The 14,040-nt window shown below is 44.6% G+C and carries 13 protein-coding genes; 8 read left to right on the top strand and 5 right to left on the bottom strand.

The window, feature by feature from the left end; genetic code table 11:
- Position 1 precedes the first annotated feature (1 nt).
- The gene (locus tag AC3CH3_RS14275) at positions 2–349 is read right to left on the bottom strand and encodes a 5-carboxymethyl-2-hydroxymuconate Delta-isomerase (RefSeq protein WP_017061157.1); all 348 of its coding nucleotides are present in this window, start codon (positions 347–349) and stop codon (positions 2–4) included.
- Between the two features lie 249 nt (positions 350–598).
- Here AC3CH3_RS14275 and tpiA point away from each other — a divergent pair, with 249 nt between their 5' ends.
- Positions 599–1,369 carry a triose-phosphate isomerase gene (gene tpiA, locus AC3CH3_RS14280; RefSeq protein WP_017061158.1) on the top strand — a complete coding sequence of 257 codons (771 nt, stop codon included), beginning with the start codon at positions 599–601 and terminating at the stop codon, positions 1,367–1,369.
- Between the two features lie 150 nt (positions 1,370–1,519).
- Here the strand turns inward: tpiA and pfkA are convergent, their stop codons facing one another.
- The 3 genes from pfkA to AC3CH3_RS14295 form a co-directional block, all read right to left on the bottom strand.
- Positions 1,520–2,482 (bottom strand): 6-phosphofructokinase, encoded by a 963-nt coding sequence (gene pfkA, locus AC3CH3_RS14285; RefSeq protein WP_017061160.1) that lies wholly within the window; start codon positions 2,480–2,482, stop codon positions 1,520–1,522.
- 317 nt (positions 2,483–2,799) lie between these two features.
- Positions 2,800–3,708: a CDF family cation-efflux transporter FieF gene (fieF, locus tag AC3CH3_RS14290; protein WP_050649603.1), complete on the bottom strand. Its 909-nt coding sequence runs from the start codon at positions 3,706–3,708 to the stop codon at positions 2,800–2,802.
- A gap of 164 nt (positions 3,709–3,872) precedes the next feature.
- Positions 3,873–4,382: a CpxP family protein gene (locus tag AC3CH3_RS14295; protein ID WP_488537370.1), complete on the bottom strand. Its 510-nt coding sequence runs from the start codon at positions 4,380–4,382 to the stop codon at positions 3,873–3,875.
- Between the two features lie 180 nt (positions 4,383–4,562).
- On the opposite strand from AC3CH3_RS14295, the gene AC3CH3_RS14300 reads away from it, so the two are divergent.
- From AC3CH3_RS14300 to AC3CH3_RS14315, 4 genes are all read left to right on the top strand, one after another.
- Entirely contained in the window at positions 4,563–5,252 is a 690-nt protein-coding gene (locus AC3CH3_RS14300) for a response regulator (RefSeq protein WP_488537371.1), read from the top strand.
- Positions 5,252–6,634, top strand: a complete 1,383-nt coding sequence (cpxA, locus tag AC3CH3_RS14305; protein ID WP_488537372.1) for an envelope stress sensor histidine kinase CpxA — start codon at positions 5,252–5,254, stop codon at positions 6,632–6,634. The genes AC3CH3_RS14300 and cpxA overlap by 1 nt, the downstream gene beginning before the upstream one ends.
- A 76-nt stretch (positions 6,635–6,710) precedes the next feature.
- Entirely contained in the window at positions 6,711–7,328 is a 618-nt protein-coding gene (locus AC3CH3_RS14310) for a superoxide dismutase (RefSeq protein ID WP_019821537.1), read from the top strand.
- 83 nt (positions 7,329–7,411) lie between these two features.
- Positions 7,412–7,891 carry a tRNA (cytidine(34)-2'-O)-methyltransferase gene (locus AC3CH3_RS14315; protein ID WP_061023596.1) on the top strand — a complete coding sequence of 160 codons (480 nt, stop codon included), beginning with the start codon at positions 7,412–7,414 and terminating at the stop codon, positions 7,889–7,891.
- 147 nt (positions 7,892–8,038) lie between these two features.
- On the opposite strand, the gene AC3CH3_RS14320 is transcribed toward AC3CH3_RS14315, so the two are convergent.
- Entirely contained in the window at positions 8,039–8,563 is a 525-nt protein-coding gene (locus tag AC3CH3_RS14320; protein ID WP_012604974.1) for an FxsA family protein, read from the bottom strand.
- A 284-nt stretch (positions 8,564–8,847) separates the two neighbouring features.
- Between AC3CH3_RS14320 and aspA the strand changes: the two genes are divergently transcribed.
- The 3 genes from aspA (at position 8,848) to AC3CH3_RS14335 (ending at position 13,745) form a co-directional block, all read left to right on the top strand.
- Positions 8,848–10,299, top strand: a complete 1,452-nt coding sequence (gene aspA / locus AC3CH3_RS14325; RefSeq protein WP_019821539.1) for an aspartate ammonia-lyase — start codon at positions 8,848–8,850, stop codon at positions 10,297–10,299.
- A 180-nt stretch (positions 10,300–10,479) separates the two neighbouring features.
- A complete protein-coding gene (locus AC3CH3_RS14330) occupies positions 10,480–11,787 on the top strand; it encodes an anaerobic C4-dicarboxylate transporter (protein ID WP_017061168.1) in 1,308 nt (435 codons plus the stop codon).
- Between the two features lie 509 nt (positions 11,788–12,296).
- Positions 12,297–13,745, top strand: a complete 1,449-nt coding sequence (locus AC3CH3_RS14335) for a YfcC family protein (RefSeq protein ID WP_428805576.1) — start codon at positions 12,297–12,299, stop codon at positions 13,743–13,745.
- Positions 13,746–14,040: the final 295 nt, after the last annotated feature.

The raw sequence follows: 14,040 nt of genomic DNA on the forward strand, positions 1-14,040 counted from the left end.
GTTAGTTTATTACTTTTTGAAAGCAACTTTTATCCATATCACGAATATTCACTGTTAAGCTTCTTACATGACTCGCTTGTTCTTGCAGGATCTGCATTAACGATCGTGACAATTCTCGCTTTTGCTCTTCCGTTCGTCCCGAAAGTAACTCAAAGCTGATATGAATAAAGTCTACACTATCTTCCTCATCACCGACCAACCAATTATGGCAACGCAGTGAACGAGATTTCACTGATGGCACATCAAACAAGCCACATGTGAGAGCGACTTGGTGGAGATCTTCCAGTAAGCCTTGGATATTTACTCGCTCATCCACTGAATTGGAGTACTCTAGAACTAGATTCGGCATTGTTACTTCCTGTTGTTAACGCAATCGTTTGTCCCTTAATAACAACTAACGATGAAAAATCCGAGAAGTTAGCTATTATTCTGTCTGCCGGATCACTGATATATGCTCAAAATCTACTCTGACCATTGAGTAAGATCCAAGAAAGTCATGACCACAGTCATGATCTGTTGATATTAATCTGTTATATTATTTCGTAATAAAGTTTACTTTTTTACATTCGATTTATTTAAATACTTTGGAGATATTCCTATGCGTCATCCTGTAGTTATGGGTAACTGGAAACTAAACGGCAGCAAAGAAATGGTTGTTGATCTACTAAACGGTCTTAACGCTGAACTTGAAGGCGTAACAGGCGTAGACGTAGCAGTTGCTCCACCAGCACTTTTCGTTGATCTAGCAGAGCGTACGCTTACTGAAGCGGGCAGCGCGATCATCCTAGGTGCTCAAAACTCTGACCTAAACAACAGCGGTGCATTCACTGGCGACATGTCTCCAGCAATGCTTAAAGAGTTCGGCGCATCTCATATCATCATCGGTCACTCTGAGCGTCGTGAATACCACAACGAATCAGATGAGTTCGTAGCTAAGAAATTCGCATTCCTAAAAGAGAACGGCCTAACTCCAGTTCTTTGTATCGGTGAATCTGAAGCACAAAACGAAGCAGGCGAAACTGTTGCAGTATGTGCTCGTCAACTTGACGCTGTTATCAACACTCAAGGTGTTGAAGCTCTTGAAGGCGCTATCATCGCTTACGAACCAATCTGGGCTATCGGTACTGGTAAAGCAGCTACAGCTGAAGATGCACAACGCATCCACGCTCAAATCCGTGCACACATCGCAGAGAAATCTGAAGAAGTTGCTAAGAAAGTTGTTATCCAATACGGCGGTTCTGTTAAGCCAGAAAACGCAGCAGCTTACTTCGCACAACCAGACATCGACGGTGCTCTAGTTGGCGGCGCAGCTCTAGACGCGAAAAGCTTCGCAGCTATCGCTAAAGCAGCAGCTGAAGCAAAAGCTTAATTTAAACCTCACCGTTTAGATTAGATGAAAGGTCAACTTAGGTTGGCCTTTTTTATTACCTGTCATTCCTAAAACCTCAAACGGCAGGCACAAAAAAACCGCTGAATAATCAGCGGTTTTTAAATTCTTTAAGCGAACGCTAAGCGTGGCTTAGAACAACTCTTCTGCAACGCGGAACAGCTCAGAACGGTCTGGGTTCTGCATGTTCTCGATACAATCGATGATGTCGTGGTGAACAAGTTCTTCTTTCTCGATACCAACACAACGACCACCGTGACCTTCTTGAAGAAGGTGAACAGCGTAGTTACCCATGCGAGAAGCCAGTACACGGTCAAATGCCGTAGGACGACCACCACGTTGGATGTGACCAAGAACCGTTGCACGAGTTTCACGACCAGTTGAAGATTCGATCTCTTTAGCCAGTTCGTTCGCATCCATCATTAGCTCAGTTAGAGCGATGATTGCGTGCTTCTTACCTTTAGCAATACCATCTTGGATGTTGCTGATAAGCTGTTCTTTATCTAGGCCAGTCTCTGGAGTAATGATGTACTCACAACCACCCGCGATTGCTGACATAAGCGTAAGGTCACCACAGTGACGGCCCATGATTTCAACAATAGAAATACGTTGGTGAGAAGAAGACGTGTCACGTAGACGGTCAATTGAATCAATAACAGTGTTAAGCGCTGTTAGGTAGCCGATTGTGTAGTCAGTACCCGCGATATCGTTATCGATTGTGCCTGGAAGACCGATACATGGGTAACCCATTTCAGTCAGTTTCTTAGCACCCATGTAAGAACCGTCACCACCGATAACAACAAGTGCTTCGATACCGTGCTTCTTAAGGTTCTCAATGCCTTTCTCACGAACAGCGACGTCTTTAAATTCAGGGAAACGTGCAGAACCTAAGAAAGTACCACCACGGTTGATCACGTCAGATACGCTTGAACGGTCAAGCTTTTCGATACGGTCTTCAACAAGGCCTTGGTAGCCATCGTAAATACCGTAAACTTCAATGCCAACTGATAACGCAGTACGAACAACGCCGCGAACTGCTGCGTTCATACCTGGAGCGTCACCACCACTGGTCAAAACACCGATCTTCTTAATCATGCTCACCCTCGATTTTTGGGAATCTATTATTCAATTCTTGTTCTTGCTGATTGTATATCAACAAGATTTTAAATCTATATTTGTGCGTTATGTTACATTTCCTCAACAGGAATAGCACTCAAATCGCGTAAAATTATGTAACATTTCTACTTCTGTAAGAGTATTACAGTTTTACTCAATAACTTTGTTGATTCACATCAGAATCAACATTAATTGTTACTAAGGTGGTTTTTGAATCACTTAACAGTTAGTAATTTTTACTCACTTTAGTTCAAAAGCCACCCACTTACCATTTGCCCGCTGATTTTTAGCACGCATTACCACGAGTGGAATTTCTGCTGCTTCTCTGGTCCAAATACGACCGAATACGGGTCTTGGTGAATTAATACATCAGCATCAGGGAACACCGAGATAAGCTTAGCCTCTACTTCGTCTGAAATGCGATGCGCTTCAATAAGTGGGATATTATCTTCTAATTCTAGATGCAGTTGAATGAAGCGAATTGGCCCCGAACGACGCGTTCGTAATTGATGCACACCTAACACGCCTTCCACGCTCAATGATGTCTCTTTTATCTGTTTCAGCTCATCATCTGGCAGCTTATGATCAAGCAGAGACTGAACCGCTTCCATCGCCATTTGATAAGCGCTGTACAGAATGTAGATACCGATACCGACCGCGAATACTGAGTCCGCCTGACCAATCCCAAACCAGCTCAATGCCAGTGCCAGCATGATCGCAGCGTTCATATAAAGGTCTGATTGATAGTGCAATGAATCGGCTGCAATTGCTTGGCTGCCCGTTTTGTTGACCACATGTTTTTGGAAACGAACCAGACCAAACGTCATCACTATCGCGAACAGGCTGACGTAGATACCAATTTCTGGAGAGTTCAGTTCATGAGGTCGGAAGAAGCGTTCAATACCATTGAGAATAAGGAAACATGCAGAGCCTGAAATAAACATTGCCTGCGCTAATGCAGCTAGAGATTCAGCCTTACCATGACCAAAGGTGTGCTCTTTGTCGGCAGGCTGCAGAGAGTAACGAACCACGATAAGGTTAACGACAGAGGCCGCGATATCCAGCATTGAATCCACGACGGAAGCCAACAGACTCACGGAACCTGTCACCCACCAAGCTGCGACTTTCACTATCAATAAAATAGTGGCAATGGTGGTGGCTGCCCAAGCGGCGAGCGTAACTAAACGTGCGTATTCTTGTTTCATAACTTGGCTATAAAGTGACTGATAGCACAAAGTATAACCTGCAAACCACCAATTGAATATGACAGCCATGATGTAAAACATTCATTTTTAAGGATCAAAAAAAGCGACACTCGGCCGCTTCTTTCTAAACACTTTCATTCAACGCTGATTTCTCAAGCAATGAATTACTTGTCTTTGTTCATGCGTTTTTCCATTTTGTCAGCACATTTAGTCATGCGCTCTTGTTGGATTTCTTTCAGCTGAATCTTTTGCTCAGCCGTTAGTACGCTCATCATTTCGTGTTGCTTCTTAAGCATTGCTACGCGACGCTCAGTTTGCTTCTCAACCATTTGGCTTGCTAGGTCGTTTGCTGCTGCTTCATCGAAGTTGTCAGCCAGTACCAATGCTTGAACTTTCTCTTGGTGCGCTTTCATTTTCGCCATTTTATCGGCTTTATTGCCAGCGTGTTTTTCTTTCATCTCTGCACGATTCGCTTCGCGCATCTCTTTCAATTCTGTTTTTTGTGCATCAGTCAGGTCTAGTTGACGCATCACTTTTTTGTCGAAGCCACCACATTTACCGTGCATGCCTTTGTGGTCGCCTTTATCGCCGCCGCCATATGCGAACGCGCTTGCTGTACCTAACATTAGTGGAAGTGCCGCAGCTGCTAGTACAAGTTTCTTAGTCATTTTCATAATTGTTGCCTCAATTCGGTATAATAAGTCATGTGTTGCGTCTGTTTCTCAGCGCTTAGATATAGATTAGTCTTTCCCTCGTAAAGTGACGTTTAGAAAGCGTAAAGAATCGTAAAGAGTGAAAGTTGACGAATATTTAGCAGTATTATTAACGTGTAAATAACCAATTAAGGCTTCCCAATGGCGAACATTCTTCTTATTGATGACGACACCGAGTTAACCAGCTTACTCAAAGACATTCTGAGCTTTGAGGGCTTCACTGTTTCCGAAGCCAATGATGGCTATGCAGGGCTGGAAGCTATCAATGATGAGATTGACCTGATTCTTTTAGATGTGATGATGCCGCGTCTTAATGGCATGGAAACACTAAAGAAACTGAGAGAAAATTGGGAAACACCCGTGCTAATGCTGACCGCAAAAGGCGAAGAGATCGACCGTGTGATTGGTCTTGAACTTGGCGCGGATGATTACCTGCCTAAACCTTTCAGTGACCGAGAGTTGTTAGCGCGTATTCGAGCTATCTTGCGTCGTACTCAAACCGCCACCGCGCCTAAAGCGGCCAGTGATAGAGTTCAATATCAAGACATCGAAGTTTTCCCGGGTAAACAAGAAGCTTATTGCAATGGTCAGATTATCGATCTCACCACTACCGAGTTCGCTCTCTTGAGTCACCTAATCCAGAACCCTGGACAAGTGATCACCAAAGAAGCATTGAGTTTAGACGTGTTAGGTAAAAGGCTAGCGGCGTTTGACCGTGCGATTGATATGCACATATCTAACCTGCGCAAGAAGATTCCAGAACGCAGCGACGGGAAATCTCGCATTAAAACCTTACGAGGTCGTGGCTACTTGTTAGTAGAGGAGGATTAATGCGTATACCTAAAATCACCAGCTTATATGGACGTATCTTTGCTATCTTTTGGTTCACCATGTTACTGGTGCTTTTGTCGGTGCTATCACTGCCACACTTAGATCCTCGAGTTGCTCGCGATGTACCGGTCGAGCACCTCAAGAAATTAGAACGCATTGCGAAAAGTACAGAGAAGCGATTCGCCAAAGAAGACAACTTAGGCAAGATTGTCTTCCAACTGGAAGGCCCAACCCGCAGCAGAAAAGACACACGCCCTCGGATGTATTTGACTGACCTTGAAGGCTCAGTACTAACGACTAAAAAGCATTCAGATTACAAAGTGAAAGCAATTCGCAATTTCGTGACTACGATTGATAACCCTGAAGTGCCAAAACAAAAGCTGTATGGGCATTACATGGTGGCAGGCCCAATCCCAGTTTCACTCGCCGGTGAAGACCTGATGATGTACATCGGAGTTAAATGGGATCAGCCACCACCATTTTTACTGCGACTGTTTGATAAACCATTACAGTTATTACTTGCCGTGATGCTGGCGAGTACCCCGCTGCTGCTTTGGTTAGCTTGGGCGCTAAGTCAACCAGCACGAAGGCTAGAACTTGCTGCACAACGCGTTGCTAAAGGTCAATTTGAGGTTGACCCTCAACTGGAAAAAGGCACATCAGAATTCAGACAAGCCGGTGAGAGCTTTAACCAGATGGTCGAAGCAGTAAACCAGATGATTTCAGGGCAGCAACGTTTATTGTCTGATATATCTCATGAATTACGTTCTCCACTCACTCGATTACGCATGGCGAATGCACTCGCCATTCGTAAGCAAGGTGAGAGCCAAGAGCTAGAGCGTATCGATACTGAAGCGCAGCGTTTAGAACAGATGATCAGTGAACTTTTAACTTTGTCTCGTATGCAGGTCGATAGTCACATCACACGTGAAGTGCAACCCTTATCGAGCCTGTGGGAAGAGATCCTAAAAGACGCAGAGTTTGAAGCAGAGCAAATGGGCAAGCAGATGAGGTTTTCAAAAATTCCTAATCGTTCTATCTCGGGTAATCCGAAGTTATTGATGAGCGCGCTCGACAATATTACTCGCAATGCCATTTACTATGGTAGAGACCAAGTTGATGTTCAATTTAGTGTTCAACAAGACCAACTGACGATTTGCGTGAATGACAACGGTGAAGGCGTTCCTGATGACGAATTAGATTCAATTTTCCGACCTTTCTATCGTGTTTCAACGGCAAGAGATCGAAACTCAGGCGGAACAGGATTGGGGTTAACCATTACAGAAAGTGCGATTCGTCAACACAGTGGTTCGATCACAGCAAGCCGCAGTAAACTAGGTGGATTACAGCTCGAAATCACGCTGCCTATCTTACCGGTGTAATACCCCCACAAAGATCACAGTTGATAATGATTGCTATTATCACCATGGTAAATCCTCTAATTATGGAGGATTTACTATGTCGCACACTTTCCCTACTTTACCCTACGCTTACGACGCCCTAGAACCTTACATTGATGCTAAGACGATGGAAATGCATTACAGCAAGCACCATAGAACCTACTACGATAAGTTTGTTGCGGCTATTTCTGGCAGCGAGCTAGAGCAACAGTCTCTGACCGAGATCTTCGCTAACATTTCTCAGCACAGCCCAGCGGTTCGTAACAATGGTGGCGGTTACTACAACCACATCTTGTATTGGAACTGCATGTCGCAAGACGGTGGTGGTGAAGCCACGGGCGAGCTTGGCGAGGCTATCAGAAGTACTTTCGGAGATTTCGAGACATTCCAAGATCAGTTCGCTCAAGCGGCAATCAATACCTTTGGTTCAGGCTTCGCTTGGCTAGTGGTTGAAGAAGGACAACTGAAGATCATCTCGACCTCAAATCAAGATAATCCGTGGATGGATACCGTTGCCAGTAATGGCGAGCCCATTCTTGCACTCGATGTTTGGGAACACGCCTATTACATCAGCTACCAAAACCGTCGTCCTGATTACATCAATGCATGGTGGAACGTAGTGAATTGGAATGCCGTATCTGAAAACTACGCGCAAGCACTAACGAACCAAGCTTAAGCGAATGGTGACGGTGGCGGACTGTACTCACTCAGCTTGCCACCGTATACTCTGGCTATCTTTGATTATTCTTGTGAACCAACATGTTTGATATCGCTCTATACGAACCAGAAATCGCGCCCAATACGGGTAACATCATCCGCCTATCAGCTAACTGCGGCGCAAACCTGCACCTTATCGAGCCGCTTGGTTTTGATTTCGAAGAGAAAAAAGTTCGTCGTGCGGGCTTAGATTATCACGACCTTGCACGAGTTAAGCGTCACAAGAACCTAGAAGCTTTCCTTGAGTATCTAGAGAATGAACGCGAGGGTGACTTCCGCATCTTTGCTTGCACCACTAAAACGACAGGCCACCACGTTGATGCGAAATTCCAACAAGGCGATGTGCTGATGTTTGGCCCTGAGACTCGCGGCCTGCCTGCTGAGTTCATTGAAAGCATGCCAATGGAGCAACGTATTCGTATTCCAATGATGCCAGACGCACGCAGCCTCAACTTGTCTAACGCAGTGGCAATCATTGCTTTTGAAGCATGGCGACAAATGGGTTTTGAAGGCGCGGTATAACCGAACACCAAGCTTATCTTTTATCTGTTATCTGTTATCTGTTATCTGTTATCTGTTATCTGTTATCTGTTATCGATAGTAAACAGTAAGTAACAGCTAGCGACAGACAATAAAAAAGAGAGAAAAACAAAGAATAGAAACAACGGATTAGTTTAAGCGGTTACGATCGTTGTCGTCGTCTTTCTTCTCAAACTCACCTTCAAAGGTGTTGCCGTCTTTTGATTGGTCAGATGGATCGCGATTGAATGGGTCTTGTCCAAATGGGCTCTGGCCAAAACCAGCTTGTCCACCGGCATGGAAACCACCAGACATGTTGGTCACCACCATTTTTTCCATCATTTTCTTGGCAATCATCGCTCTTGGTGCTGGCAATAATACCAACATACCGAGTGCGTCCGTCATAAAACCCGGAGTCAGCAGCAATACACCGGCAACTGCAAGCATCACGCCTTCAAGAATCTGTTGTGCTGGCATTTCGCCTTGTTGCAAACGACCTTGCACAGACATAAGTGTCTGAATGCCTTGGCTACGAACCAGCGATGCACCCACAAATGCAGTGATCAAAACCAACGCAATAGTTGGCCACAATCCTAAGAAGCCACCAACTTGAATAAATAGCCCAATCTCAATGATGGGTACGAAGATAAATAGTAATAATAAGATAGGAAACACACGCCCTCCTTTGTTCCTTGCAGTTTACGCTGAAAGCCCTAACAATCTCAAATTTATCCTGTAAATAAGCGTGTTTATTGACCAAGAATAACTTTGCAAAATATTGACGAAACAAAACCGAAAAAGGTGATCCACTTAATATTTTTATGCGCTAAGTACAGTATCATGTGCCACATAAGTCAGGACGGATTTATCAGCCCAATATTCTAGCGAACGGAGTATTTGCACACAGAATAGGCTAATAACTAACTATATAATCAGAATAATTCTCTAAGGATCCTGTTATGGCTACTCAATCAGAAGCTCAAGTTGAAGCTCCTCAAGCTACTCGTCTCGAAGAAGATCTATTAGGTCAACGTCATGTTCCGGCTGATGCTTACTACGGCATCCACACTCTACGCGCAGTTGAAAACTTCAACATCTCAAATGTAACGATCTCAGATGTACCTGAATTCGTTCGCGGTATGGTGATGACTAAGAAAGCAGCGGCTTTAGCAAACAAAGAGTTAGGTGTAATTCCAAGCGAAGTGGCTAAATACATCATCCAAGCTTGTGACCTAATTCTAGACACGGGTAAGTGCATGGATCAGTTCCCATCGGACGTTTTCCAAGGTGGTGCTGGTACTTCTGTAAACATGAACGCAAACGAAGTTGTTGCGAACGTGGCTCTTGAACTTATGGGCAAAGAAAAAGGCCAATACGAGTTCATCAACCCGAACGACCATGTAAACCGCAGCCAATCTACAAACTGTGCTTACCCAACTGGCTTCCGTATCTCTGTTTACAACAGCGTTCGTAAACTGATTGATGCGATCGAATACCTAAAAGGTGCATTCGAGCTTAAGAGCCAAGAATTCAACACGATTTTGAAGATGGGTCGTACTCAGCTTCAAGACGCAGTTCCAATGACGGTTGGCCAAGAGTTCCACGCTTGGGCTGTAACCATCAATGAAGAAATCAAAAACCTAGAATACACTTCAAAACTACTGCTTGAAGTAAACCTAGGCGCAACGGCTATCGGTACAGGTCTGAACGCAGCACCGGGTTACCAAGGCCTAGCAGTTAAGCACCTAGCAGAAGTAACTGGCCTAGAATGTGTAGCGGCTGAAGATCTTATCGAAGCAACGTCTGACTGTGGCGCATACGTAATGACGCACGGCGCACTTAAGCGTCTAGCTGTGAAACTGTCTAAAATTTGTAACGATTTGCGTCTGCTTTCTTCTGGCCCACGTACTGGTCTGAACGAGCTAAACCTACCTGAACTACAAGCCGGTTCTTCAATCATGCCTGCTAAAGTAAACCCAGTTGTGCCAGAAGTAGTAAACCAAGTTTGCTTTAAAGTTCTAGGTAACGACAACACGGTTTCTTTCGCTGCAGAAGGTGGTCAACTGCAACTGAACGTAATGGAACCCGTTATTGCACAAAGCATGTTTGAGTCTCTAGACATCCTAACAAACGCTTGTGTGAACCTACGCGACAAGTGTGTAGACGGCATTACTGTAAACAAAGAAGTGTGTGAATCTCACGTATTTAACTCTATCGGTATCGTTACTTACCTAAACCCATACATTGGCCACCACGAGGGTGACATTGTTGGTAAGATCTGTGCTGAGACAGGTAAGAGCGTTCGTGATGTGGTTCTAGAGCGCGGTTTATTAACCGAAGAAGAACTTGATGACATTTTCTCTGTTGAAAATTTGATGCATCCTCAGTATAAAGCGAAGCGCTACGAATAAAGTTAGCGAGAAAGGGTTCCAAACGGAGCCCTTTTTTAGGCTCCAATACGGTTAACCATGATTATTTTGTGGATTTCCGTTGGTTGCGCTTTTGCCAAATTGAATCTAAACCATAGAACTATTATGTGAACATTCCAGCGGCGAATGTTCACATAATAAAATCTAAATGAGGTGTTACTTATGATTGCAGTAGAACTGTTTGTCGTCCTGCTCTTTATCTTTTTGGGGGCCAGAATTGGCGGTATCGGTATTGGTTTTGCCGGTGGTGCTGGTGTTATTGCCCTTTCACTTATTCTTGGCGTTCCAACAAGCCAATCTTTCATCCCGATCGACGTAATCTTGATCATCATGTCAGTTATCACCGCAATTGCTGCAATGCAAGTTGCTGGCGGTATGGACTGGTTGGTACAAATTGCCGAAAACTTTTTGCGTAAACACCCTGAACGCATCACCTTTTACGCGCCGATTGTGACCTTTGTAATGACATTAATGGCGGGTACAGGTCACACAGCATTCTCTACGCTTCCTGTTATTGCAGAAGTAGCGAAAGGCCAAGGTGTTCGTCCTTCTCGTCCACTGTCTATCGCAGTTGTCGCTTCTCAAATTGCTATCACAGCTTCGCCAATCTCGGCTGCAGTTGTGGCTTTCGCAGCAATGTTGGCACCATTTGGTGTTGATTACCTAACGCTATTGATGGTTTGTATCCCAACAACCTTCATCGCTTGTATGGTTGGTGCGGTTGTCGCGAACTACATGGGTAGCGAATTGAAAGACGATCCTGTTTATCAAGAACGTCTAGAGAAAGGTCTAATCAAGCTAGCAACAGAAGAGAAACGCGAAATTCTACCTACAGCGAAGAAAGCAACGTACATCTTCCTAGCTGCAATTGGTTTCGTGGTTTGTTACGCAGCGGCTATCTCTAGCTCTGTTGGCCTAATTGAAAACCCGGCGCTAGGTCGTAACGAAGCGATCATGTCTGTAATGCTGGCAGCAGCAGCGGCTATCGTGATGTTCACTAAGATTGATGCAGCGAAGATTTCTTCAGCACCAACGTTCCGTTCTGGTATGACGGCATGTGTATGTGTACTTGGTGTGGCTTGGTTAGGTTCAACGTTTGTAAACGCACACGTTGCTGAAATCAAAGACGTAGCAGGCGCTCTACTAGCTGACTACCCATGGATGCTGGCTCTTGTTCTGTTCTTCGCTTCTATGCTGCTTTACTCTCAAGGCGCAACAACAGTTGCACTGATGCCTGCAGCACTAGCGATTGGCGTAGCACCACTAACAGCCGTTGCTTCTTTTGCTGCGGTAAGTGCGCTGTTCGTACTTCCAACTTACCCTACGCTACTAGCAGCGGTTGAGATGGATGACACAGGCTCAACGCGTATCGGTAACTACGTATTCAACCACCCATTCTTCATTCCAGGTGTGGTAACAATCAGTACTGCGGTAGCACTCGGCTTCGCATTCGGCGGTCTGTTTATCTAACATTCGCTGGTGATTGAACATTTAAAAGGAAGCTTCGGCTTCCTTTTTTGTTTTCTGCTCAATGTGTTATTTGATACGCATCAAATAACCATTATAAACTTTAAAAACCGCCTAAAAATAAATTTTGAATAAAATTCCAAGATTATTCTGCCTAATCATAAACAACACCTACCAAATCAATCTCCTTCCACTTCCAGTTAATCCATAACGAATATTAATCCAAGCTAACTAACCAAAAAACCTTGACGATTTTCTGCCATTTTTTAGCCCTTTCATTAGCCATTATTTTTGTGAACAGCACCAAACTTAAATACCGGAGTAAGGAATAAAATAACCGCAGCTAAATTAAATCTAACTTCATTTGGATTAGTAAATATAAAACAACCTTAATTTAAAGTCAGCAACTTTATATCGTTGAGTGCTTTATAAGTGTCCATGTATTTACAATCTATAAATCATTAGTCGCTAATTCACATCACTTCTATTTAAGATGATGTAAGGAGATAGCCATGACAACTCAAACGATACCAAGCGAGAAAAAAAAGGGCGGCTTCTTTGCCAACTTTAAATTCCCTTCTGCCTACACCATTCTATTTATCCTGATTGCGTTCGTCGCACTGCTTACCTGGATTGTTCCAGCAGGCCAATACGACCGTGCAATGAATGAAGAGCTAGGCCGAGAAGTACCCGTAACCGGAACCTATCAAGCGGTAGAAGGTAACCCTCAAGGCGTGATTGATGTACTGCTCGCGCCTATTGACGGCTTCTATGACCACAATAGTTATGAAGCGGCGGCTATCGACGTTTCGCTGTTCATCTTAATCATTGGTGGCTTCTTAGGGCTAGTAACCAAAACGGGTGCCATTGATGCCGGTATCGAGCGCGTCACCGCCCGCTTAGAAGGGCGAGAAGAGTTGATGATACCAATACTGATGGCGCTGTTTGCCGCAGGGGGTACCGTCTACGGCATGGCCGAAGAATCACTGCCCTTCTATACATTGCTAGTGCCGGTAATGATGGCAGCTCGCTTTGACCCTCTTGTTGCCGCTGCGACCGTACTGCTTGGTGCAGGTATTGGGGTGCTGGGTTCGACGATTAACCCATTCGCAACCGTGATCGCTGCCAACGCCTCTGGTATTCCATTTACAGACGGTATCGCGCTGCGTATTGCGATGTTGATTATTGGTTGGGGTATTTGTGTTGCCTACGTGATGCGTTACGCAAGAATGGTTCAAGCCGACCCAACAACATCAATTGTCTACGACAAATACGAAGAGAACAAAGCGCACTTCTTGGGTAATGCGAGCGGCGAAAAACTTGAATTCACAGCAACTCGCAAACTGATTCTGACCATTTTTGGTGGCTCGTTCGCTGTGATGATTTACGGTGTATCCGTTGCTGGATGGTGGATGGCTGAAATCTCAGCGATGTTCCTAGCAGCAACCATCATCGTTGGTATTGTGGCTCGCATGAGCGAAGAAGAGTTTACCACCAGCTTCATTGATGGTGCCCGCGACCTACTTGGCGTTGCGCTTATCATAGGTATTGCACGTGGTATCGTTGTGGTGATGGACCGCGGTATGATCACCGATACTATTCTGTTCTCTGCAGAACAAATGGTAACGGGACTCTCTTCGGTTATCTTCATTAACGTGATGTTCTTCTTAGAGATTCTACTGTCGTTTTTAGTGCCATCAACCTCTGGCTTAGCGGTGCTTACCATGCCAATCATGGCACCATTGGCTGACTTTGCCGGTGTAGGTCGTGACTTGGTTATCACTGCGTACCAATCAGCATCTGGCTTGGTGAACCTAATCACCCCAACCTCCGCGGTGGTGATGGGTGGTTTGGCGATTGCTCGCGTCCCTTATGTTCGCTGGGTTAAATGGGTGATGCCACTAGTCGGTATCTTGATGGTTTTCTGTATTGTTGTACTGAGTATTGGTGCGCTTATCTAACTAACAGCACTTCACACCTATCTCATCCAAAGCCGCTTCTCACAGCGGCTTTTTATTGTTCCCTCTACAATATAACCCTCTGCTACTGAAACAGCTCCTCAAAGCCATACACGCGATATTCAAGGTATCTTCTGTTCGTAGCAAAGCTCAGCCAAACTCAAAGTGCTTGCAATAGAAGAATCAATCCTACTTTTTAACATCCAATTTTCTTGATGAAATAACACTCTATTTTCAACCATGATGTTTAAACAAATAGTTAGTCACTTATTAGCGTTAATTATATTTAAAGTAATTT

The organism is Vibrio sp. QJM3NY_35 (assembly GCF_057785915.1).